Here is a 20,816-nt window from a genome sequence, read left to right on the forward strand (position 1 = left end):
CACGAACTGGTTACTCTGCCGAGAGTTTTTGTCCCCACCCCCAGGGAGCCCCGTGCGTACCCGCATCGCCCTCACAGCCGTGAGCTCGGTCGTCGTCGCCGCCATCGTGGCCGGTGTCCTCGCCTTCACCATGCTCAGCAAGACCGTCACCCTCAGCGTCGACGGCAAGGAGACGGAGGTCCGCACGTTCGGCGGCACCGTCTCCGACGTCCTCGACGCCGAGGGCATCGAGCTCGGTGACCGCGACGTCGTCGCTCCTTCGGCTGGTGCCGACATCAAGGACGGCACGAAGGTCGCCGTCCGCTACGCGCGCAAGCTCGTCCTGACCGTGGACGGCAAGGCCACCACGTACTGGACGACGGCCCTGCAGGTCGACGACGCCCTCACCCAGCTCGGGATCCGCCCGCACTCCGCGGCCGAGCTCTCGACGAGCCGTTCTGCGAGCGTGCCGCGCGCGGGTCTCGCGCTGACGATCACGAGCCCGAACAAGATCCGGCTGATCGCCGACGGTGACCGCAAGAACGTCTTCAGCGCGGGCGACACCGTGGCCGACGCGCTCGCGAGCCTCGGCATCACGCTCGGCGCCCTGGACGAGGTCGACCCCCGTCCGGCCACGGCCATCAAGGACGGGATGCGCGTCAAGGTCGTCCGGGTGGCGAAGACGGTCCGTACGAAGACCGAGGAGATCGACTTCAAGACGAAGGTTCGCGAGGTCGACTCGATGGACGCCGGCGAGGTCAAGGTCGTCCGCAAGGGCAAGCCTGGCACGGCCAAGGTGACGTACGAGATCGTGCGCGCGGACGGCAAGGTCCGTAGCCGCAAGGTCGTCAAGACGGTCGTCGTCACGCCGGCCACGGCACAGATCGAGCGTCACGGCACCAAGCCGTCGACCCCGTCGATCGACGCGGGTGACGGCTCGGTCTGGGACCGCCTCGCCAAGTGCGAGTCGGGCGGCAACTGGAGCATCAACACGGGCAACGGCTACTACGGCGGGCTGCAGTTCAACCTCGGGACGTGGCGTGCGTACGGCGGCCAGGGCTACCCGCACGAGAACTCGCGCGAGCAGCAGATCGCCGTCGCGACCAAGCTGCGTGACGCCAACGGCGGCAGCTACGGCAGCTGGCCGCACTGCGCCGCCCAGCTGGGGCTCCCGACCTGACCGGCGACGTACGCCTCCTGGGCCCCGGCGACATCCGTTCTCTCGCCGCGGAGCTCGACGTCGTCCCGACGAAGAAGCGTGGGCAGAACTTCGTCATCGACGCCAACACGGTCCGCAGGATCGTGCGCGCTGCCGGAGTGGGTCCGGACGACGTCGTGCTCGAGATCGGCCCCGGGCTGGGGTCGCTGACCCTGGCCCTGCTCGACCAGGTGCGGCACGTGGTCGCGGTCGAGGTCGACGAGCGGCTCGCGACGGCGCTCCCGGCGACCATCGAGACGTTCGCACCGACCCGCGGCGGCGACGTCGACGTGCTCCACGCCGACGCCCTCCAGGTGACGGAGCTCCCGGGGCCGGCGCCGACGGCGCTGGTCGCGAACCTGCCGTACAACATCTCGGTCCCGGTCCTGCTGCACTTCTTCGAGCTCGTCCCGACCATCGAGCGGGGGCTGGTCATGGTCCAGGCCGAGGTCGCCGACCGGTTGGCGGCGGGGCCCGGCTCGCGGACGTACGGCGTGCCGAGCCTGAAGTCGTCCTGGTACGCCGACGTCCGTCCCGCGGGTCGGGTGGGCCGGAACGTGTTCTGGCCGGCCCCGAATGTCGACTCCGGTCTCGTCGCGTGGACGCGCCACGACCCTCCTGCGGACGCCGACCGCTCGCGCGTGTTCGCGGTCGTGGACGCCGCCTTCGCCCAGCGGCGCAAGACCCTGAGGGCGGCACTGGCCGGGATCGCCGGCGGCCCCGACCGGTCCGAGGCCGCGCTCGTGGCGGCCGACGTGTCGCCGCAGGCACGAGGCGAGCAGCTGGACCTCGCGGCGTACGTCCGGATCGCCGCAGCGCTCGACGCAGCGGCCGCGGAGGCCACCCAGCCCGACGCGCTCCCGGAGTGAGCTCAGCCCGACGCGCTCCCGGAGTGAGCTCAGCCCGACGCGCTCCCGGAGTGAGCGACCGCCGGACGGTAGGTTGAGCCGGTGCGTACGACGACCGCGCGGGTGCCCGCGAAGATCAACCTCTGCCTCGGCGTCGGCCCTCGACGCGACGACGGCTACCACCCCTTGGCGACGGTCTACCAGGCGGTCGACCTGTGCGACGAGGTCCGCGCGACCGAGGTCGACGACGACGCCGTGACTGTGCGCACGCTGTTCGCGGGTGACGGCACGCGCGAGCAGGCTCCGGTGCCGACCGGTCCCGACAACCTCGCCGTACGCGCCGCGCTCGCGCTGCGTGACGCGTACGCCGTCGATGCGGGCGTGTCGCTCGCCATCCGCAAGGCGATCCCCGTGATGGGCGGCATGGCGGGAGGCTCTGCCGACGCCGCCGCCGCGCTGGTCGCCTGCGACGCGCTGTGGGGCACCCAGGCGACCCGCCGTGAGCTCGAGGAGATCGCCGCGAAGCTCGGCTCCGACGTCCCCTTCCTGCTGCACGGCGGCACTGCTCTCGGCGGCGGGCGCGGCGAGGAGGTCAGTCCGGTCCTGGCGCGCGGCCGGTTCCACTGGGTGTTCGCGATCGCCGACCACGGGCTTTCGACCGCGCAGGTCTACGGCGAGTACGACGTGCTGCACGCCGACACGCCGCTCCCGATGCCCGAGGTGCCGCAGGAGCTCCTCACCGCACTGGCATCCGGCGACGCCGCCGCGCTCGGCCGCGCGTTGTCGAACGACCTCCAGGCTCCAGCGCTCCGTCTGCGTCCGGAGCTCCAGCAGGTCTTCGACGTAGCCGAGGAGGGCGACGCCCTCGGCGCCCTGGTGTCCGGTTCGGGGCCGACGGTGATGGTCCTCGCCGAGGACGCCGTCCACTCCGAGGAGCTGGCCCGCCTGCTGCTGGCGTCCGGAGTCTGCGCCGACGCCGTGCAGGCATCGGGCCCGGAGGCCGGGGCGCATCTCATCTGACGCGTACGCCACGTGGACCCCGGCTAAGCGCTCGCTTAGTATCGGCCCATGTCGACTGACCTGTTCTCTCTCGAAGGCCGCACCGCACTCGTCACCGGAGGGTCGCGCGGCATCGGCCGCATGATCGCCGAGGGCTTCCTCACCCAGGGTGCGCGCGTCTACATCACCGCCCGGAAGGCCGAGGCGTGCGACCGCGCAGCGGCCGAGATGTCCGACCTCGGGACCTGCGTCTCGCTGCCGTCCGACGTCTCGACCGTGGACGGGGTGCGTGAGCTCGTGGCGCGCTTCGGCGAGCTCGAGGACTCGCTGGACATCCTCGTGAACAACGCGGGCGCAGCGTGGGGTGCGCCGTACGCGGAGTTCCCGGAGAGCGGCTGGGACAAGGTCATGGACGTCAACGTCAAGGCGCCCTTCTTCCTGACCCAGGCGCTCACCCCGCTGCTGGCGAAGGCCGCGACGGACCACCCGGCGAAGGTCATCAACATCGCCTCGATCGACGGCCTGTCGCTGAACGCGGACGAGACCTACTCGTACCACGCGAGCAAGGCCGGGCTCGTCCACCTCACCCGCAAGCTCGGGGTCACCCTGGCGCCGGACAACATCGTGGTCAGCGGGATCGCGCCGGGCGCGTTCGCTTCGGAGATGAACCGAACGGCGCGTGACCACTCCGACGCCGTTGCCGCCCGCGTCCCGGCCGGCCGGATCGGGACCTCGGACGACATGGCAGGTGCGGCGATCTACTTGGCGTCTCGCGCCGGCGACTACGTGGTCGGCGAGACGCTCGTGGTCGACGGCGGCGTCACCCACGCGCGCTGAGCGCGACCTTCACCGCACCACGGCGGCGGTCACGCTGAGCTCGATCAGCGCCCCCGGGACCGCGAGCCCGGACACGATCGCCGCCGTGACCAGCGGAGGGGCACCGTCGCGGGCGAGCCGCGGCCCCGCCACGGCGTACGCCGCCTGGACGTCGATCGCCTCGGCGAACAGGATCGTCCAGGCGACGACGTCGTCGAACGTGGCTCCCGCCTCGGCGAGTGCCGTCTCGACGTTGTCGAGGGCTCTCGTGACCTGGGCGGCGGGCTCGTCGGAGACGATCGTCCCGGACTCGTCGACGCCGTTCTGGCCTCCGACGAGGATGGTGGTCGCCCCCGGCGGGATGACGGCGACGTGGCTGAAGGCCGGGCTCTGGACCAGGCCTGACGGACTGTGCAGTGCGATCTCGGTCATGTCTCGACGCTACGGGCGTACCCGGACACCACGTGTCCGGATTGGAGTCGGGATCGGGGACACGTGGTCCGCCTCGTAGGCTGGCAGGGTGACTCCGCCGCAGAACCTCGTGAACCTGGACGGTGTCGACAAGTCCCACGGCACCCGTACGCTGCTGGACTCGGTGAGCCTCGGCGTCGCCGTGACCGACCGGATCGGGGTCGTCGGCCGCAACGGCGGCGGCAAGACCACGCTCCTGCGGGTCCTCTCCCGGATCGAGCCGCCCGACGCGGGCCGGGTCACGCACACGCGGGGCCTGGAGGTCGGGTTCCTCACCCAGGCCGACGAGCTCCACGAGGCGCACACGCTCCGGGAGGCCGTCCTCGGAGGCAAGGCCGACCACGAGTGGGCGTCCGACCCGACCACGCGCGAGGTCGTGACGGTCCTCCTCGCCGGCATCTCCCTCGACCGCATCGTCGAAGGCATGTCCGGCGGCGAGAGGCGGCGCGCGTCCCTGGCGAGGCTCCTTCTCGGCCAGCACGACCTCCTCGTTCTCGACGAGCCGACGAACCACCTCGACATCGACGCCATCGCGTGGCTCGCACGTCACCTGCGCATCCGCGAGTGCGCGATCGTGGTCGTGACCCACGACCGTTGGTTCCTCGACGAGGTCGCGACTCGCACGTGGGAGGTCCATGACGGCGTCGTCGACCAGTACGACGGCGGCTACGCGGCGTACGTGCTGGCGCGTGCGGAGCGTGATCGCCAGGCGGCGGCGACGGAGAGCCGGCGGGCCAACCTGGCGCGCAAGGAGCTCGCCTGGCTCCGGCGGGGTGCGCCCGCGCGGACGTCGAAGCCGAAGTTCCGGATCGACGCCGCGAACGCGCTGATCGCCGACGAGCCGCCGCCGCGGGACCGGCTCGAGCTCGAGCGCTTCGCGACACAGCGGCTCGGCAAGGACGTCGTCGACCTCGAGGACGTCAGCCTCACCCGCGGTACGGCGCGGATCCTCGACCACGCGACCTGGCGGCTCGGCCCCGGCGACCGTGTCGGGCTCGTCGGTCCCAACGGCACCGGCAAGACCTCGGTGATGCGGTTGGTCGCGGGCACCCTCGAGCCCGACCGCGGACGGGTGAAGCGCGGCAAGACCATCTCCGTCGCGTACCTCTCGCAGGCCCTCGACGAGCTCGACCCGCAGGAGCGCGTGCTCGACGCGGTGAGCGGGCCGGAGCTGCGGGCGACCTCGTTGCTCGAGGGGTTCGGCTTCACGGGCGACCTCCTCACCTCACGGATCGGCGACCTGTCCGGCGGTGAGCGCCGCCGCCTCCAGGTGATGCGGCTGCTGCTGTCGGAGCCGAACGTCCTCCTGCTCGACGAGCCGACCAACGACCTCGACATCGACACGCTGACCGTGATCGAGGACTACCTCGACCGGTGGCCCGGCACGCTCGTCGTGGTCTCGCACGACCGCTACTTCCTCGAGCGCGTCACGGACACGGTCTACGAGCTGCCGGGAGACGGGTCCGTACGCATGCTCGTCGGCGGGGTCGACGCGTACCAGCCTCGCGACGTCGCCACGCGCCTGGCCATGTCGGCCGGACGGACACCCGTCGACGTGGTCGCCGCCACGACGGCCTCGGCGGACGCGGGACTGTCGGGTGCCGAGGAGCGCGCGGCGCAGAAGGAGATGGCGCGCATCGACCGTCGTCTGGCCAAGCTCTCGGAGCTCTCGGCAGGCATCGAGAAGCAGATGGCAGACCACCCGACGGACGTCGGGAAGCTGTCCGATCTGCAGGCCAGGCTGACCGAGATCACAGGCGAGAAGGGCGATCTGGAGTCAATCTGGTTGGAGCTCGCAGAGGTGTTAGGTTGACCGGGCCCGGCTGTCAGCGACCTGTATCGGAGTGAGCGTGGCCCGACCCGAATCTGCCGAGTCCTCGCACACGCGGGCCCGGTGGGTCATCCCGATCGCACTCGTCCTCGTCTGGCTGGTTCTCGGTGGTCTGGCCGGCCCGTTCGCCGGGAAGCTGTCGGAGGTGTCGGAGAACGACACGGCGGCCTTCCTGCCCGAGAGCGCGGAGTCGACCGAGGTTGCAGCGATCCAGGCGCAGTTCGCGCCGGACACGGTCCCGCTCGTCATCGTGTGGGAGTCGGACCAGCCGCTCTCGGACGCTGCCCGAGCCGACGTGGCAGAGCAGCTCGAGGCCGTCTCCCGGATCGAGGGGATCGACGGTCCTGCGAGAGGGCCCGTCCCGTCGGAGGACGGCGCGGCGCTCGCGGGGTACGCCCAGATCGATCCGGCGGCCGGTGAGGTCGAGACGGTCGTCGACGACGTCCGCGCCGCGGTCAGCGAGGTGGACGGCGCGACCCCCTATGTCACCGGGCCGGGCGGGTTCGCCGCCGACATCGGCTCCGCGTTCGGGGGCATCGACGGGCTGCTGCTCGGTGTCGCACTGGTCGTCGTCCTGGTGATCCTGCTGGTGGTCTATCGGAGCCCCCTGCTGCCCTTCGCGGTCCTGCTCACCTCCGTCCTCGGGCTCGGTCTCGCCGCGTTCGTGGTCTACCAGCTCGCTGTCGCCGGCGTCCTCGACCTCAACGGGCAGAGCCAGGGGATCATGTCGATCCTGGTGGTCGGCGCGGCCACCGACTACGCCCTGCTCCTCGTCGCGCGCTACCGCGAGGAGCTGCGGGTCCACGACGACCGGTTCACGGCGATGAAGGTCGCGTGGCGTCGTGCGCTGCGACCGGTGATCGCCTCCGGCAGCACCGTGATCCTCGGTCTGCTGTGCCTGCTCCTGTCCGACCTCACCTCGAACCGAAGCCTCGGCCCGGTCGCTGCCCTCGGCATCGCGGCCGCGATGCTCTCCGCACTCACGTTCCTTCCGGCGGTCCTGGTGCTCCTCGGGCGCACGGCCTTCTGGCCGTTCCGCCCGAACGTCGGCAGCGCCAAGCCGGAGGAGTCGGGCATCTGGGGCCGGGTCGCCTCGCTCGTGAAGCACCGCCCGCGTCGGCTGTGGGTCGGCGCCACGCTGGCCCTCGCCCTGGCTGCGGCGTTCGCGCCGACGTTCAGCGCGTCTGGTGTCTCGCAGAGCGACATCCTGCTCGGTGAGTCCGAGGCGGTGAGCGGGCAGGAGGCGCTCACCCGCCACTTCCCCGGAGGGTCCGGCTCTCCTGCGGTCGTCATCGCGCCGGAGGACGACCTCGACGAGGTCGTGCGCATCGTCGATCAGGCCGACGGCGTCGCCACCGTGGCGGCGATGCCCGCAGGCGAAGGCGCGGACGAGTCCCCGAAGGTGATCGACGGCCTCGTGATGATCGAGGTGACGCTGGAGGATCCGGCCGACAGCCACGCCGCGGAGGAGACCGTGCGCGCGCTGCGAGACGAGCTCCACGGGCTCGGCGACGAGGTTCTCGTCGGTGGCGAGACGGCGCAGCAGGTCGACGGCAACGACGTCGCGGAGCACGACCGTACGCTCATCATCCCCGTGGTGCTCATCGTCATCCTGCTCGTGCTCATCGTGCTGCTCCGGTCGGTGCTCGCGCCCGTCCTCCTCGTCGCGACCACCGTGCTGAGCTTCTTCTCGACCCTCGGGGTCGCGGCGCTGGTGTTCGAGCACGGTTTCGGCTGGCCGGGAGCAGACCCGTCGGTGCCGCTGTACGCGTTCGTCTTCCTCGTCGCGCTCGGCATCGACTACAACATCTTCCTGATGACGCGGGTGCGTGAGGAGTCGGCGAAGCGGGGGACCCACGAGGGCATCCTCCACGGGCTGGTGGTGACCGGTGGCGTGATCACGTCCGCCGGCGTGGTCCTCGCTGCCACGTTCTCGGCCCTCGCGGTGATCCCGATCCTGTTCCTGGCGCAGATCGCGTTCCTGGTCGCGTTCGGCGTCCTCCTCGACGCACTCCTGGTGCGCTCGCTGCTCGTGCCCGCGCTGTCGTACGACATCGGCTCGCGCATCTGGTGGCCGAGCAGCCTCCAGCGCCGGCGCTGACCGAGGCTCCGGTCAGCGGTCAGCGGTCAGCGGTCAGCGGTCGGCGGCTTCGCTCACGAGCCGTCAGAGGCGTCGAAGGGGAGGAGCAGGCCGCGCAGCAGCTCGGAGAGCCGGGCGGCGTCGTCCTCACCGAGTGCGGCGAGCAGCTCCCGCTCTCGTGACAGGAGCGCTTCAAGCGCTGCGTCGACGACGGAGCGGCCCTCGTCGGTGAGCCGGACCTGGACTCCGCGCCGGTCAGCGGGGTCGGGCAGACGCTCCACGAACCCGCGCGTCGTGAGCCGGTCGATGCGGTTCGTCATCGTCCCGCTGGTGACGAGGGTCTCGCGCAGGAGCTGGCCGGGCGAGAGCTGGTACGGCTCTCCCGCACGCCGCAGGGCGGACAGCACGTCGAACTCCCAGCCGTCGAGATGCTGGTCGGCGAAGGCTTCGCGCCGAGCGAGGTCGAGATGCCTCGACAGCCGTGAGACCCGGCTCAGGATCTCCATCGGGTCGACGTCGAGGTCGGGGCGCTCACGACGCCACGCGGCGACCAAGCGGTCCACCTCGTCTCGTTCCCACTCAGCCTCTCGCACCTCGCCAGCGTACCGTCAAGATTCTCGACGTCGAGACTCCGCAGTCGGCGATCCGCTGTCAATAGATGTTGACGACTTCGCATGTGTCAACTATCGTTGACGGCATGGCCGATCTGACAGACACCACGGACCGGGACCCCGCCATCGGCCTCCGTGCCGTTCGCGCACTCGGCGATCTCGCCGAGCGCCTCGAGCGGCTCCAGGTCGAACGCGCTCGAGAGCTCGGATGGTCGTGGCAGCAGATCGCCGACGCGCTCGGGGTGTCGCGCCAGGCCGCCCACAAGAAGCACGGCGGGTCCGAGCGACGAGGAGAGGACTGACATGTTCGAGAAGTTCACCGCGACCGCGCGCGCCGCGGTCGTCGAGGCGCAGGCAGAGGCCCGTGACGCGGGAGACCGGCGGATCGAGCCGGTCCATGTTCTGGGTGCGCTCTCGAAGCAGGAGCCGTCCGGCGGAGTGCTCGCGCGGCACGGCATCACGTACGAGGCGCTGCGTGCGGAGATCGTACGCAGCGGGGACGGTGCTCTCGACGCCGCGGCTCTCGCCTCGCTGGGTGTCGACCTCGAGAGCGTCCGTGAGCAGGCCGACGCGACGTTCGGGCCTGGCGCCCTCGACCGGGCGGGGCGCCGCCGGGGGCACCTCCGGTTCGTGCGCGCGAGCAAGGCTGCGCTCGAGCAGGCGCTCCGCGTCACGGTCGCGGGCCCGGGCCGGGAGATCGGCGCGCCACAGCTCCTCGCCGGTGTCCTCGCCGTCGACGACGCGCGAACGGCGGCCGTGCTCGGTGCCGTGTGCGACGACCCCGACACGCTGCGGGCCGAGGTCGCGCGGGCGGTCTCGGGAGAGGCGGCCTGAGTGCCGTCCTGGGACCCGGGGCTCTATCTCACCTACGAGTCCGAGCGAGCGCGCCCGTTCCTCGACCTGGTGGTCCGCGTGCCGACGGAGCCGCGCACGATCGTCGATCTCGGGTGCGGGCCGGGTCACCTCAGTGCAGTGCTCCGCCAGCGCTGGCCGCAGGCACGCATCACCGGTGTCGACTCGTCACCGGAGATGATCGAGCAGGCTCGCCGTGAGGGCGACGGCGAGGGGATCTCGTACGAGCTCGGTGACATCGCGTCGTGGAGTCCGCCGGCGCCGGTCGACCTGGTCGTGTCCAACGCGGCGTTCCAGTGGGTCCCGGAGCAGCTGGAGGTCGTGCCCCGACTGCGTCGCCACGTCGCGCCGGGGGGCGTGCTCGCCTTCCAGGTGCCGGACAACCACGACGAGCCGAACCACGTGCTGCTCCGAGAGCTCGCGGGACGTGCGCCGTACGCCGAGCACGCTGCTGGCCTCGCGACGGCGCGCGGGGTCTCGCCGGCGGCGTACCTCGACGTCCTGGTCGACGACGGGTGGGACCTCGACGTTTGGGGAACGACGTACTTCCATGTGCTCCCGGGAGACGACCCCGTCTTCCGGTGGATCTCGGGCACGGGTGCCCGTCCGGTCCTCCAGGCGCTGCCGCACGAGCTGCGGGCCGAGTTCGTCGAGAACTACAAGGCGGCGCTCCGCGAGGCGTACCCCCGGCGGGAGTACGGGACGGTGCTGCCGTTTCCGAGGACGTTCGTCGTCGCGAAGCGGCGCGTCTGACGGAGTCGCGAAGCGGCGCGTCTGACGGAGTCGCGAAGCGGCGCGTCAGTCTTCGTCGTGCGGCGGTGTCAGGACGGGCTTGACCTCGAGGTTGGAGAGGCCGTTCCACGCGAGGTTGACGAGGTGGGCGGTGACGACGTCCTTGCTGGGCTTGCGGGCGTGCAGCCACCACTGGCCGGTGGTCGAGACCATGCCGACGAGCATCTGGGCGTACATCGGTGCAAGCTTCGACTCGTAGCCGCGTCGTTTGAACTCCCCGACGAGGATGTCCTCGACGCGGCTGGCGACGTCGCCGATGATGCTGACGTACGAACCGTTGGGGGAGCCGCCGACGGGGGCGTCGCGGACCAGGATCCGGAACCCGTCCGAGCTGGTCTCGACGTAGGTGAGCAGCGCGAACGCGGCCTGCTGCAGGAGCTCGCGCGGGCCGCCGCTGGTGAGGGCGCCGCGCATCATGTCGAGCAGCGTGCGGACCTCGCGGTCGACCACCACGGCGTACAGGCCTTCCTTGCCGCCGAAGTGCTCGTAGACGACCGGTTTCGAGACGGAGGCACGGGCCGCGATCTCCTCGACGGTGGTGCCGTCGACCCCGCGGTCCGCGAAGAGGGTCCGGGCGGTCGCGATGAGCTGCTCACGCCGCTCGGCCGCCGTCATCCGCTTGCTGCTGCGCTTCGTCTCCGGATCCGGGTTCTTGGCCACTCTGGGCATTGTGCCGTACGACCTCAGACCAGCAGGGCGACGGCGACCACGGACACCCCGATCCCCAGGCCCGAACCGACTGCCGAGCGGCGCGGGTGCTGGTCGGGGAGGATGCGCAGCTCCGGCCAGCGCACGACGACGCCGGCCACGCCTGCCGCCAGCAGCGCGACGCACGTGCCCCACGCCCCGTAGGCGACAACGGCGGGCAGCTCGCTCCAGGGGACCAAGGATCGAGCGACGGCCAGCAGCGCGATGCCCTGAGCGGTCGCCGAGAGCAGCGCGAGCCGGTCTGCGCCTGGCTTGTTCGGTGGACGCCGCCAGGCCGTGTACGCCCCCGCCGCGAGGAGCACCAGGGCGACGGGAAGCACGAGATAGCGGGCGAGGTCGGTCATCGGGTGCCCTCCAAGATGTCGAGCGCGGCGTCGTCCACGTCGATCGCGGTGTCCGCGAGGACGACCACGCCTCGTCCTCGGGTGCGGTCGAGCGCGACCATCGCGCGGTATCCGCCGGTGCCTCCGTTGTGCCAGGTCGTCCCATCGGCGGACGTGAACCAGGCGAGTCCGATCCGGTCGCCGTCCGCGGCGTCCCAGCGCGGTTCGACGGCGTCGGCGCCCGGTGCGCTCCTGTCGAGCACGGCGCCGATCAGGACGGCGAGGTCGGCGGTGGTGGACCGGATGCCGCCGGCCGGCGCGTAGCCGTCCTGCACCCAGGGCTCCTCTGCCAGGCCGCTCGCCGCCCGGCCGTGGGTCGTAGCGTCCGCGTCGTCCTCGGGGACGGTCGTGTCGGTCAGTCCGAGTGGTTCGAGCAGACGGGTGCGCAGGAGCGCTGCGTAGTCGAGCCCGCTGCGTGCCGCGAGCGCCTGGCCGAGCAGGGCGCCGCCGAGGTTGGAGTACGACACGGAACCTCGCTCATCGCCCACCGACGCCTCGCGGGCTTCGGCGACAAGGTCGTCGACGCTCTCGTAGTACGGATTGCGGTGCCGCAACGTCGCGACGGCGGCGCCGGCCGTGCCCCAGAGCCCGCCACCCATGCGGGGGAGTCCGCTGCGGTGGCTTGCGAGCTCGGCGAGGGTCACGTCGGCCGCCGGGCTGTCTCCGAGATCCAGGTGGTCGCCGAGCGGTTCCTCGAGCGTCACCTCCCCGCGGGCGACCGCGTCGGAGAGCAGCATCGACGTCATCACCTTGGCGACGGAACCGATCTCGTACGGGGTGTGCTCGTTCGCGCCGAAGCCGGCGTAGCGGACGCCGTCGGGCTCGACGAGCGCCACGCTCACCGCGTGGTGGCCGCGCCCCAACGCGTCACGTGTCCTGGCGGCGAGGGCGTCGTCGCCGGACGCGTCCCCGAGCGTTGCGGGATGTGGAGCGAGCAGTGCGCCAAGGGCGACGACGACCGCCGCCGTGACCGCCCCGGCGATTGTTGTCGCGCGGGTCATCGCGTCCCTCCTGCGGCGGTCACCACCGCCAGCAGCGGGACGACGCGATCGGCAGGGACCACGTACTGGCCGCGTGCCGCCGTGGTGAGCCACCCGCCGGCCGTGAGCTGGTTGAGGTGGTGGTAGATCTGGCCGGTCGTTCCTCCACCGAGCTCGGTCAGCAGGTCGGAGGCGGTGCGCGCCCCGTTGAGGACGGCACGAAGGATCTGCATCCGGACCGGGCTGCCCAGCGCCGCGAGGGTGGGGGCGACATCGTCCCACGGCCGGTCGAGCAGCTCGTCGGTGTCGGCGCCGTACTGCCAGACGACCTCTCCGCCATCAGGCACGGTGAGCGAGCCGGCGTACACGACCGTTCCCGCGCCCGGCCTGCGCGCCGCGAGCCCTTCGAGCACCCAGAAGACCTCGGGGTCGTGCGCCGATGGCGCCGCGGGCTGTGCCTCCCCACCCGGGCGTGCTGCTTCGAGGGCGGCCACACGCTGTTCGAGCGCCTCGAGCCGAGCGTCCGTGGAAGATTCCATGTGAACGAGATTACGGAATTACGCAATCACGTACAAGCACAGGTCGTGATTGCGCGACTGGCCGACCGGGTCGACTCTGGGAGGAGACCAACTCCGAGGAGGTCGCCATGCACATCAGCCCACTCGCCAAATGGACCGCGGTCGTCGTGGTCGTCGCGAGCTTCGTGATCTCAGGCCTGACCATCCTGTCGCTCGCGCGCAGCGGTGTGCTCGACGGTGAGCCGTGGGAGCCGGTGGGTACCGCGCTCGCCATCTTCGGTGCGGTCACCGCGCTGATCGTCGGGATCGCCGAGGCCGACATCGGCACCCACAAGACCAAGCGGGACGCTGCCCCGCGCTGAGTCAGGAACCCGGCATGCCCGCGATCGGCGCTGACGCCGACGCGAGTGCCGCTCGTGCGTCGCGGACCACGGCGCGCAGCGCCAGGGCGTAGAGCGCCGCGGCCAGCGCGAGCAGCAGGAGCGCCACGGCGTACTGCCCGTCGACGCCGATCGGCTGCCCGCCGTTCAGCCGGCCGAAGGCGTTGCGGCCGCGGTGCACCGGCGTCAGGAAGTGGAAGACGAAGGTTGCCGCACCGGCGACCCCCAGCTGCAGCACGGTCGATCGTCTCGCGGACACCAGCGCGGCGATCACAAGGCCGGCGCCCGCAGTCAGCACCCCGAAGAACCACAGCCAACGCGCCGCCGTGAAGGCCTTCGGGTAGAAGTCTCCGAGGCACGCCTCGGGGAAGTCGCACTGGTCCTCGGAGTGGATGATCCAGTCCCAGTGCAGCCAGATCTCGAGGAGGCAGAGCAGCAGAGCGGCCGCGATGACGGCAGAGAGGGCGTACCGCCTCACGCGGCGGAGGGGGCTTCGACCCGCTTGGACTCGAGCCGCGACGCGACGGGCCAGCGGACGTCGCGAACCCAGCCGGCCTTCTCCATGAGCCAGATCAGGCGTGCCGAGATGTCGACCTGACCGGGCAGCACGCCGTGGCGAGCGCAGGTCGGGTCGGCGTGGTGGAGGTTGTGCCACGACTCGCCCATCGAAGGGATCGCCAGCCACCACACGTTGCCGGAGCGGTCGCGCGACTTGAACGGCGCCTCGCCCATCGTGTGGCAGATCGAGTTGATCGACCACGTCACGTGGTGCACGAGGAAGACGCGCACCAGCGAGCCCCAGAAGAAGCCGGTCACCGCGCCCTGCCACGACCAGGTGGCGAGCCCGCCGATGACCGCCGGTGCGGCGAGCGAGACGAAGACCCAGAGGGGGAACTGCTTCGACAGCCGGACGATGTCGCGGTCCTTCAGGAGATCGGGCGCGTACTGGCGCTGCGGGGTCTGCTCGGCGTTGAACATCCAGCCGAGGTGCGCGTACGCGAAGCCCTTGGTCAGCGCCGGGATCGTCTCGCCGTACCGCCACGGCGAGTGCGGGTCGCCCTCGCGGTCGGAGAACTTGTGGTGCTTGCGGTGGTCGGCGACCCAGCGGGTGACGGGGCCCTGGATCGCGAGACTGCCGGCGACGCCGAGCGCGATCTTGACCGGCCGGTTGGGCTTGAACGACTTGTGGGTGAAGTAGCGGTGCAGGCCGACCGTCACACCGAGCGAGCCGATCAGGTAGAAGACGACCAGGAGGGCGAGGTCGACGGGGCCGAGCCAGCCGCCCCACGCCACGGGGATCGCAGCCAGCAGCGCGATGAAGGGGACGCCGACGAAGACAGCGAGCATCAGCTGCTCCGCCTTGCCGGGTGGCGCCCCCTCGGCGCCGTAGCCGGCTTCGTTGCGCATCGGGGCCTCGACTCGGGTGGACATCGGGATCTCCTCTTCCTCGGGCGACCTCAGAAGTATCCAAGACCTACGGTTGCGTAGGTTCAGTGTCTCCGGTCGGTCGCGACGCGGCAAGCCTTGCTGGCGCGTCCCGCGTCACGGTCCAGGTGGCATGGACGCGATGTAGGCGCGCGGTCGCGGATTCCGTACGCTGGGGGCGGATGATCCCCGGTTGGTCTGTCGGCAGGGCCCGCCGCACTTTGAATGCGGATAAAGCGACGTAGGTTCGACTCCTACCCGGGGAGCTCGTCCGACCTTGACGGCTGCAGAGAGGGACGCGTGAGCGAGCAGGCTGCGACCACCGTGATCGTGCTGGCCGCCGGAGGCGGCACACGGATGCGGTCCAAGACCATGAAGGTGCTGCACCCGCTGGCGGGGCGCACGTTGCTCGGGCACGCGCTGCACGCCGCGCGAGGCATCTCGCCCGAGCACGTCGTCGCGGTGATCGGCAACCAGCGGGAGCAGGTCGCCGAGCACCTCGCTCAGGTCGACCCCGACGTCGTCCAGGCGGTGCAGGACGAGCAGCTCGGCACCGGGCACGCGGTCGCGGTCGGCCTCGCAGCGCTCGGCGACAGCGCCGGCGGGACCGCGGTCGTCCTGTACGGCGACGTCCCGTTGCTCGAGCCCGAGACCCTGGCGGCGTTCGTGGCCGACCACCGCGAGCACGGTCGTACGCTCAGCGTCCTCACGGCACGGGTGGAGCAGCCCACCGGCTACGGCCGCGTCCTGCGCGGCACGGACGGCTCGGTGACCGCGATCGTCGAGGAGCGCGACGCGACCGACGAGCAGCGCGCGGTCGACGAGATCAACTCGGGGATCCTGGCGTTCGACCTCGCCTGGGCCCAGGAGGCGTTGCGCGGCATCGGCAACGACAACGCCCAGGGCGAGTACTACCTCACCGACCTCGTCGGCGTGGCGGTCGCCGAGGGGCGGGCCGTCGGCGCCTTCCAGGTCGACGACGCCCTGCAGACCGAGGGCGTCAACACCCGCGTCCAGCTCGCGCGACTGGCGACCGAGGCCAACCGTCGCATCGTCGAGCGGCACATGCTCGCCGGTGTGACGGTCGTCGACCCGGCCACGACGTGGATCGACGCAGACGTCTCGATCGGTGCGGACACCACCCTGCTTCCGGGCACCCAGATCCTGGGAGCGACCACCATCGGCGAGGACGCCGTGATCGGCCCCGACTCGACGCTGCTCGACATGGAGGTCGGCGACGGTGCCAGCGTCGTACGCACGCACGCGTCGCTGTCGGTGATCGAGGCCGGGGCCACGACCGGCCCCTTCACCTACCTGCGACCCGGCACCACCGTGGGGTCCGGCGGCAAGCTCGGCGCGTTCGTGGAGGCGAAGAACACCCGCCTCGGCGCCGGCGCGAAGGTGCCCCACCTCTCCTACGTGGGCGACGGCGACATCGGCGACGGCGCCAACGTGGGCGCAGGCACGATCTTCGCCAACTACGACGGCGTGAACAAGAACCGTACGAGGATCGGCGCGCACGCGCGCACCTCGTCCAACAACACCTTCGTGGCCCCTGTGTCGGTCGGCGACGGAGCCTTCACCGGTGCCGGCGCCACGATCCGCGAGGACGTCCCGCCAGGGGCGCTCGCGGTGTCGGCCGGATCACAGCGCACCATGGAAGGGTGGGTCGCCCGGAAACGTCCGGGCACCCCGTCGGCGGAGGCCGCCGCACGCGCCCTCGCAGAGCACGACAGCGACGACGACGTCCAGGAGACCACGCCGTGACCGGAATCAAGCGGACCACCGAGAAGAACCTCATGCTCTTCTCGGGTCGAGCCCATCCTGCGCTCGCCGAGGAAGTCGCGAAGGAGGTCGGGACGGCGCTCGTGCCGACCTCGGTCTACGACTTCGCGAACGGCGAGATCTACGTGCGCTACCAGGAGTCGGTACGCGGCTCCGACGCCTTCGTGATCCAGAGCCACGCCGCACCCATCAACGAGGCGATCATGGAGCAGCTGCTCATGGTCGACGCGCTGAAGCGGGCCTCGGCGAAGCGGATCACCGTGATCCAGCCGTTCTACGGATACGCCCGCCAGGACAAGAAGCACCGTGGTCGGGAGCCCATCTCGGCGCGGCTCATGGCTGACCTCTTCCTCACGGCGGGCGCCGACCGGCTCATGGTCGTCGACCTCCACACCGCGCAGATCCAGGGGTTCTTCGACGGACCCGTCGACCACCTGATGGCGATGCCGATCCTCACCGACCACGTGCTCGAGCGGTACGGCGACAAGCGGCTCGCCGTCGTCTCGCCGGACGCCGGCCGGATCAAGGTCGCCGAGAACTGGGCCGAGAAGCTCGGCGGCGTGCCGCTGGCGTTCATCCACAAGACCCGCGACATCGACCGGCCCAACGAGTCGGTCGCGAACCGCGTCGTCGGCGAGATCGCCGGTCGTACCTGCGTCCTGGTCGACGACCTCATCGACACCGGCGGCACGATCGTGCAGGCGTGCGAGGCGCTCATGGAGGCCGGCGCCGCCGACGTCATCATCGCCGCGACCCACGCCGTCTTCTCCGGGCCGGCCATCGAGCGTCTCGACTCGTGCTCGGCGACCGAGGTCATCATCACGAACACCCTGCCGCTGCCCGACGAGAAGCGCTTCGACAAGCTCACCGAGCTCTCGATCGCTCCGCTCCTGGCCCGCGCGATCCGTGAGGTCTTCGAGGACGGCTCGGTCACGAGCCTGTTCGACGGCAAGGCGTAGAGCCGGTTTCGACAGCCTTCGCCCCGCCTTGTAGGATGGGGAAGTTGCCTCGGCGAGGGTTGGCTTTCCGTCAGCCGTGATCGACTTGGTGTCTGGGACGCTCGGTGTCTTCGACAGCATGCGCGATGCGGCCGTCCGAAAGACCACCGTCGTCGGGGTGCGACCTCTGAATGATCGTCCAGAATCCAGAAGGAGCAGTACCCCGTGTCCGAGATCAAGATCAAGGCTGAGGCGCGTACCGAGTTCGGCAAGGGCGCCGCTCGCCGTATCCGTCGCGAGAACAAGGTTCCCGCGGTTCTCTACGGTCACGGCATCGACCCCATCCACGTCATGCTGCCGGGCCACGACCTGATGCTCGCCCTCAAGCAGCCCAACGCTCTGCTGTCGGTCGATGTCGAGGGCGACGCGCAGCTCGTGCTTCCCAAGCAGGTCCAGCGCGACCCCATCAAGGGCTTCATCGAGCACGCCGACCTCCTGGTCGTGCGGCGCGGCGAGAAGGTCACCGTCGACATCCCGATCGTCGTGACCGGTGAGGTCATCAGCGGCGCGATGATCGTCACCGAGAACGCCTCCGTCGCGATCGAGGCCGAGGCGACGCACCTGCCCGAGACGATCGAGGTCGACGTCGAGGGTCTCGACGCCGGCGCGCAGATCCACGCGTCCGACCTCAAGCTCGCCAAGGGCTCGTCGCTCGCCATCGATGCCGAGACGCTGATCGTGAACATCGTTGCGGCGCCGACCGCCGAGCAGGTGGAGGCCGAGCTCGAGACGGCCGAGGCCGAGGCCGGCGTCGAGCGTGACGAGCCGCAGGTCGAGGCCACCGAGGCTGACGCCGAGTCCGAGGACACCGACTCCGAGTGATCTCCGGCGGTCCTCCTGGACCGCCGGCTCCCGCTGACGACGCGATCAGGAGAACGACGCCATGACGGAGTCGCCGTGGCTCGTGGTGGGCCTGGGCAACCCCGGCCCCGCCTATGCCTCGACGCGTCACAACATCGGCTACCTGGTCGCCGACCGTCTCGCTGAGATGGTCGGTGGCCGCTGGAAGTCGCACAAGCCCACGCGCACGGACGTCGTGGAGGGCCGCCTCGGCGGTCCTTCCGGCGTCCGTGTCGTGCTCGGGCGCTCCCGCGGCTACATGAACGAGAGCGGCGGCGGTGTCCGAGCGCTCTCGACGTTCTACAAGGTCCCGCCCACGCAGCTCGTCGTGGTCTACGACGAGCTGGACCTCCCGTACGAGACCATGCGCGTGAAGTTCGGCGGCGGAGACAACGGCCACAACGGACTGAAGTCCATCCGGTCGTCTCTGGGCACCGGCGACTACTTCAAGGTCCGGGTCGGCATCGGGCGGCCGCCGGGACGTCAGGACCCCGCCGACTACGTGCTCAAACCGTTCAGCAGCACCGAGCGGAAAGAGCTCCCGCTGGTCGTGGAGACCGCGGCCGACGCCGTCCACACACTCGTGGCTCGTGGGCTCGAGATCGCCCAGCGCGAGTTCAATTCCTGAGGCGGTGTGGGGGAGCCCACACCCCATTCGTTAACCTTTCGGCTGCTTTGTGGAAAAGCGGCACGAGCGACCCTTCCACCGTGCTTCACTCATGGCTGATGTATCGATCAATCGGGGTGAAAGGCTTGACGGAGATGGACATCGCGAGGGAGCCGGCGCTCGGGCGGACCGTCCCGGTGCTGACGGATCGAGTCTCCTCGAACCTCGCACGCAAGATGCGCAACCGCTCCAGGATGGCTGCCCTCGCGTTCCTGCTGTCGACGCTGGGCTCAGCCCTGGTTGCGGCGGTGATCGCACCCCAGGTCGGACACTACGTGTGGCTCGTCGTGGGTGCCATCGCTGTCACGCTCGTCGTCGAATACTTCACGATCCCTGCCTACGAGCGCACCCGGTCCCTTCGTCCGTCCAAGCACCTCGTCGTCGCCGGCAGCATCGTGGTGCTCGCGCTGACGATCGTCGAGGTGATCCGGCCGAGCACCGCGCGCACCAGCATGATCCTGATCCTCACGGCGGCGTTCCTGTGTGCCGCCGCCGTGGTCCTTCGCCACTTCGTCGCCGCCCCGCGGTCCACCCTGCTCGTCGGCGACCGCACGGGCGTCGGCCACTTCATCGCCCAGTGGGGTGGGCGCACCGACATCGAGATGAAGGGCATCTGTCTCGTCGGCCTCGCAGCTGACGAGGTCGTGCCGCGCGCGCTCGGAGGTGTCCCGGTGGTGGGCGCGCTGGCCGACGTGACGGCCGCGGCCGAGCAGCTCGCCGTCGACGAGGTCGTCGTGTCTCCCGGCCCGAGCCTCAGCGCGTACGACGTCCGTCGGCTCACCTGGGCGCTCGACCACTCGCTCGTCGAGCTGACCGTGGCGACCGAGGTCCACGGTGCGATGCCGCGCCGTGTCCAGCCGCGCGTCCTGGGTCGCAGGCTGATGCTGTCTGTGCGCTCGCCGCGCCGCCCCGCGCTGGCGCTGTGGCTGAAGGGCGCGATCGACCGCGTCGGAGCCCTCGTCCTGCTGCTGCTCCTCTCGCCGGTGTTCGTGGCGATCGCCCTCGGGGTGAAGCTCACGACGACAGGGCCGGTCTTCTTCCGTCAGACCAGGACCGGGATCGGCGGTTCACCGTTCGACATGCTCAAGTTCCGGACCATGGTGGTGGATGCCGAGGACCGCCTCGGGGCACTGATGGACCTCAACGAGGGGTCGGGTCCGTTGTTCAAGCTCCGCGACGACCCCCGTGTGACACCGATCGGCAAGTTCCTCCGCAAGACGTCGCTCGACGAGCTTCCCCAGCTGATCAACGTGCTGCTCGGTGAGATGTCCATGATCGGGCCGCGACCCGGCCTGCCGTCGGAGGTCGAGACGTACGACGACTGGATCCGCCGGCGGCTCCACGTGAAGCCCGGCATCACTGGCCTGTGGCAGGTCAGTGGACGCTCGAACCTCAGCTGGCAGGACTCGGTCCGCCTCGACATCGACTACGTCGACAACTGGACGATCCGCAGCGACTTCGCGATCGCCGCCAAGACGGCTCGCGCAGTGATCAAGGGCGACGGAGCGCACTGAGCGCGGCCCGACGGCCCCACCTTCCGGACTGACGACCACGACCGTGTCGCGGCCTTCGTGGTGCGCGCTCCGTAGGGCTCGCTTACGTTGAAGCTCTCGGGCCTTCACGAGCGCCGCTCGGCGGCGACACGCGGTGGAGGG

The 20,816-nt window shown here is 70.6% G+C and carries 23 protein-coding genes and 1 tRNA gene; 16 read left to right on the forward strand and 8 right to left on the reverse strand.

From position 1 onward, the window contains the following. Positions 1-52 precede the first annotated feature (52 nt). From AB3M34_RS05210 to AB3M34_RS05225, 4 genes are all read left to right on the forward strand, one after another. Positions 53-1,159, forward strand: coding sequence for a ubiquitin-like domain-containing protein (locus AB3M34_RS05210; RefSeq protein WP_370618027.1), 1,107 nt, complete (start codon positions 53-55; stop codon positions 1,157-1,159). Continuing rightward, a complete protein-coding gene (gene rsmA, locus AB3M34_RS05215; RefSeq protein ID WP_370619946.1) occupies positions 1,156-2,046 on the forward strand; it encodes a 16S rRNA (adenine(1518)-N(6)/adenine(1519)-N(6))-dimethyltransferase RsmA in 891 nt (296 codons plus the stop codon). The genes AB3M34_RS05210 and rsmA overlap by 4 nt, the downstream gene beginning before the upstream one ends. Before the next feature lie 81 nt (positions 2,047-2,127). Then, the gene (locus AB3M34_RS05220; RefSeq protein WP_370618028.1) at positions 2,128-3,045 is read left to right on the forward strand and encodes a 4-(cytidine 5'-diphospho)-2-C-methyl-D-erythritol kinase; all 918 of its coding nucleotides are present in this window, start codon (positions 2,128-2,130) and stop codon (positions 3,043-3,045) included. A 48-nt stretch (positions 3,046-3,093) separates the two neighbouring features. Continuing rightward, positions 3,094-3,861, forward strand: a complete 768-nt coding sequence (locus tag AB3M34_RS05225) for an SDR family oxidoreductase (protein WP_370618029.1) — start codon at positions 3,094-3,096, stop codon at positions 3,859-3,861. Between the two features lie 9 nt (positions 3,862-3,870). Here the strand turns inward: AB3M34_RS05225 and AB3M34_RS05230 are convergent, their stop codons facing one another. Then, on the reverse strand, positions 3,871-4,272 hold the full coding sequence (locus AB3M34_RS05230; protein ID WP_370618030.1) for a RidA family protein: 402 nt from the start codon (positions 4,270-4,272) through the stop codon (positions 3,871-3,873). An 88-nt stretch (positions 4,273-4,360) separates the two neighbouring features. Here AB3M34_RS05230 and AB3M34_RS05235 point away from each other — a divergent pair, with 88 nt between their 5' ends. Next, the gene (locus AB3M34_RS05235; RefSeq protein WP_370618031.1) at positions 4,361-6,124 is read left to right on the forward strand and encodes an ABC-F family ATP-binding cassette domain-containing protein; all 1,764 of its coding nucleotides are present in this window, start codon (positions 4,361-4,363) and stop codon (positions 6,122-6,124) included. 37 nt (positions 6,125-6,161) lie between these two features. After that, entirely contained in the window at positions 6,162-8,243 is a 2,082-nt protein-coding gene (locus AB3M34_RS05240; protein ID WP_370618032.1) for an MMPL family transporter, read from the forward strand. 53 nt (positions 8,244-8,296) lie between these two features. Here AB3M34_RS05240 and AB3M34_RS05245 read toward each other — a convergent pair whose 3' ends face one another. Further along, entirely contained in the window at positions 8,297-8,815 is a 519-nt protein-coding gene (locus AB3M34_RS05245) for a MarR family winged helix-turn-helix transcriptional regulator (RefSeq protein WP_370618033.1), read from the reverse strand. A gap of 104 nt (positions 8,816-8,919) precedes the next feature. On the opposite strand from AB3M34_RS05245, the gene AB3M34_RS05250 reads away from it, so the two are divergent. From AB3M34_RS05250 to AB3M34_RS05260, 3 genes are read left to right on the forward strand one after another with little or no spacing between them, the layout of a single operon-like run. Then, the gene (locus AB3M34_RS05250; RefSeq protein ID WP_370618034.1) at positions 8,920-9,135 is read left to right on the forward strand and encodes a helix-turn-helix domain-containing protein; all 216 of its coding nucleotides are present in this window, start codon (positions 8,920-8,922) and stop codon (positions 9,133-9,135) included. 1 nt (position 9,136) lies between these two features. Continuing rightward, positions 9,137-9,667, forward strand: a complete 531-nt coding sequence (locus AB3M34_RS05255; RefSeq protein WP_370618035.1) for a Clp protease N-terminal domain-containing protein — start codon at positions 9,137-9,139, stop codon at positions 9,665-9,667. After that, positions 9,668-10,438, forward strand: coding sequence for a methyltransferase domain-containing protein (locus AB3M34_RS05260; RefSeq protein WP_370618036.1), 771 nt, complete (start codon positions 9,668-9,670; stop codon positions 10,436-10,438). A 45-nt stretch (positions 10,439-10,483) separates the two neighbouring features. On the opposite strand, the gene AB3M34_RS05265 is transcribed toward AB3M34_RS05260, so the two are convergent. The 4 genes from AB3M34_RS05265 to AB3M34_RS05280 are packed head-to-tail and all read right to left on the reverse strand — an operon-like array spanning position 10,484 to position 13,087. After that, positions 10,484-11,146: a TetR family transcriptional regulator gene (locus AB3M34_RS05265; RefSeq protein ID WP_370618037.1), complete on the reverse strand. Its 663-nt coding sequence runs from the start codon at positions 11,144-11,146 to the stop codon at positions 10,484-10,486. A gap of 14 nt (positions 11,147-11,160) precedes the next feature. Beyond that, a complete protein-coding gene (locus tag AB3M34_RS05270; RefSeq protein WP_370618038.1) occupies positions 11,161-11,529 on the reverse strand; it encodes a hypothetical protein in 369 nt (122 codons plus the stop codon). Continuing rightward, positions 11,526-12,569: a serine hydrolase domain-containing protein gene (locus tag AB3M34_RS05275; RefSeq protein WP_370618039.1), complete on the reverse strand. Its 1,044-nt coding sequence runs from the start codon at positions 12,567-12,569 to the stop codon at positions 11,526-11,528. Before AB3M34_RS05275 ends, AB3M34_RS05270 begins: the two co-directional genes overlap by 4 nt. Then, positions 12,566-13,087 (reverse strand): helix-turn-helix domain-containing protein, encoded by a 522-nt coding sequence (locus AB3M34_RS05280; RefSeq protein WP_370618040.1) that lies wholly within the window; start codon positions 13,085-13,087, stop codon positions 12,566-12,568. The genes AB3M34_RS05275 and AB3M34_RS05280 overlap by 4 nt, the downstream gene beginning before the upstream one ends. A gap of 107 nt (positions 13,088-13,194) precedes the next feature. Between AB3M34_RS05280 and AB3M34_RS05285 the strand changes: the two genes are divergently transcribed. Then, on the forward strand, positions 13,195-13,428 hold the full coding sequence (locus AB3M34_RS05285; RefSeq protein ID WP_370618041.1) for a hypothetical protein: 234 nt from the start codon (positions 13,195-13,197) through the stop codon (positions 13,426-13,428). A 1-nt stretch (position 13,429) separates the two neighbouring features. Here AB3M34_RS05285 and AB3M34_RS05290 read toward each other — a convergent pair whose 3' ends face one another. Both AB3M34_RS05290 and AB3M34_RS05295 read right to left on the reverse strand, forming a co-directional pair. Continuing rightward, positions 13,430-13,924 (reverse strand): hypothetical protein, encoded by a 495-nt coding sequence (locus tag AB3M34_RS05290; RefSeq protein ID WP_370618042.1) that lies wholly within the window; start codon positions 13,922-13,924, stop codon positions 13,430-13,432. Next, positions 13,921-14,877 carry an acyl-CoA desaturase gene (locus AB3M34_RS05295; protein ID WP_370618043.1) on the reverse strand — a complete coding sequence of 319 codons (957 nt, stop codon included), beginning with the start codon at positions 14,875-14,877 and terminating at the stop codon, positions 13,921-13,923. Before AB3M34_RS05295 ends, AB3M34_RS05290 begins: the two co-directional genes overlap by 4 nt. Positions 14,878-15,057: 180 nt before the next feature. Here AB3M34_RS05295 and AB3M34_RS05300 point away from each other — a divergent pair. The 6 genes from AB3M34_RS05300 (at position 15,058) to AB3M34_RS05325 (ending at position 20,675) form a co-directional block, all read left to right on the forward strand. Continuing rightward, positions 15,058-15,137, forward strand: a tRNA-Gln gene (locus AB3M34_RS05300). A 34-nt stretch (positions 15,138-15,171) separates the two neighbouring features. Further along, entirely contained in the window at positions 15,172-16,638 is a 1,467-nt protein-coding gene (gene glmU, locus AB3M34_RS05305) for a bifunctional UDP-N-acetylglucosamine diphosphorylase/glucosamine-1-phosphate N-acetyltransferase GlmU (protein WP_370618044.1), read from the forward strand. Then, entirely contained in the window at positions 16,635-17,615 is a 981-nt protein-coding gene (locus AB3M34_RS05310; RefSeq protein ID WP_370618045.1) for a ribose-phosphate diphosphokinase, read from the forward strand. Before glmU ends, AB3M34_RS05310 begins: the two co-directional genes overlap by 4 nt. 204 nt (positions 17,616-17,819) lie before the next feature. Continuing rightward, complete coding sequence (locus AB3M34_RS05315) at positions 17,820-18,476, forward strand: 50S ribosomal protein L25/general stress protein Ctc (protein ID WP_370618046.1); 657 nt, start codon at positions 17,820-17,822, stop codon at positions 18,474-18,476. A gap of 61 nt (positions 18,477-18,537) precedes the next feature. Continuing rightward, positions 18,538-19,122, forward strand: a complete 585-nt coding sequence (pth, locus tag AB3M34_RS05320) for an aminoacyl-tRNA hydrolase (protein WP_370618047.1) — start codon at positions 18,538-18,540, stop codon at positions 19,120-19,122. Positions 19,123-19,256: 134 nt separating this feature from the next. Beyond that, positions 19,257-20,675 carry a sugar transferase gene (locus tag AB3M34_RS05325; RefSeq protein ID WP_370618048.1) on the forward strand — a complete coding sequence of 473 codons (1,419 nt, stop codon included), beginning with the start codon at positions 19,257-19,259 and terminating at the stop codon, positions 20,673-20,675. Positions 20,676-20,816 lie beyond the last annotated feature (141 nt).

The organism is Mumia sp. Pv4-285, from assembly GCF_041320275.1.
GTDB lineage: Bacteria > Actinomycetota > Actinomycetes > Propionibacteriales > Nocardioidaceae > Mumia > Mumia qirimensis.

Excerpts from the sequence above, each read along its gene's own strand:
- AB3M34_RS05225 (WP_370618029.1), top strand. The coding sequence starts at position 3,094 with ATGTCGACTGACCTGTTCTCTCTCGAAGGCCGCACCGCACTCGTCACC.
- AB3M34_RS05230 (WP_370618030.1), bottom strand. The coding sequence starts at position 4,272 with ATGACCGAGATCGCACTGCACAGTCCGTCAGGCCTGGTCCAGAGCCCG.
- AB3M34_RS05250 (WP_370618034.1), top strand. The coding sequence starts at position 8,920 with ATGGCCGATCTGACAGACACCACGGACCGGGACCCCGCCATCGGCCTC.
- AB3M34_RS05255 (WP_370618035.1), top strand. The coding sequence starts at position 9,137 with ATGTTCGAGAAGTTCACCGCGACCGCGCGCGCCGCGGTCGTCGAGGCG.
- AB3M34_RS05265 (WP_370618037.1), bottom strand. The coding sequence starts at position 11,146 with ATGCCCAGAGTGGCCAAGAACCCGGATCCGGAGACGAAGCGCAGCAGC.
- AB3M34_RS05270 (WP_370618038.1), bottom strand. The coding sequence starts at position 11,529 with ATGACCGACCTCGCCCGCTATCTCGTGCTTCCCGTCGCCCTGGTGCTC.
- AB3M34_RS05275 (WP_370618039.1), bottom strand. The coding sequence starts at position 12,569 with ATGACCCGCGCGACAACAATCGCCGGGGCGGTCACGGCGGCGGTCGTC.
- AB3M34_RS05280 (WP_370618040.1), bottom strand. The coding sequence starts at position 13,087 with ATGGAATCTTCCACGGACGCTCGGCTCGAGGCGCTCGAACAGCGTGTG.
- AB3M34_RS05285 (WP_370618041.1), top strand. The coding sequence starts at position 13,195 with ATGCACATCAGCCCACTCGCCAAATGGACCGCGGTCGTCGTGGTCGTC.
- AB3M34_RS05295 (WP_370618043.1), bottom strand. The coding sequence starts at position 14,877 with ATGTCCACCCGAGTCGAGGCCCCGATGCGCAACGAAGCCGGCTACGGC.
- pth (WP_370618047.1), top strand. The coding sequence starts at position 18,538 with ATGACGGAGTCGCCGTGGCTCGTGGTGGGCCTGGGCAACCCCGGCCCC.
- AB3M34_RS05325 (WP_370618048.1), top strand. The coding sequence starts at position 19,257 with ATGGACATCGCGAGGGAGCCGGCGCTCGGGCGGACCGTCCCGGTGCTG.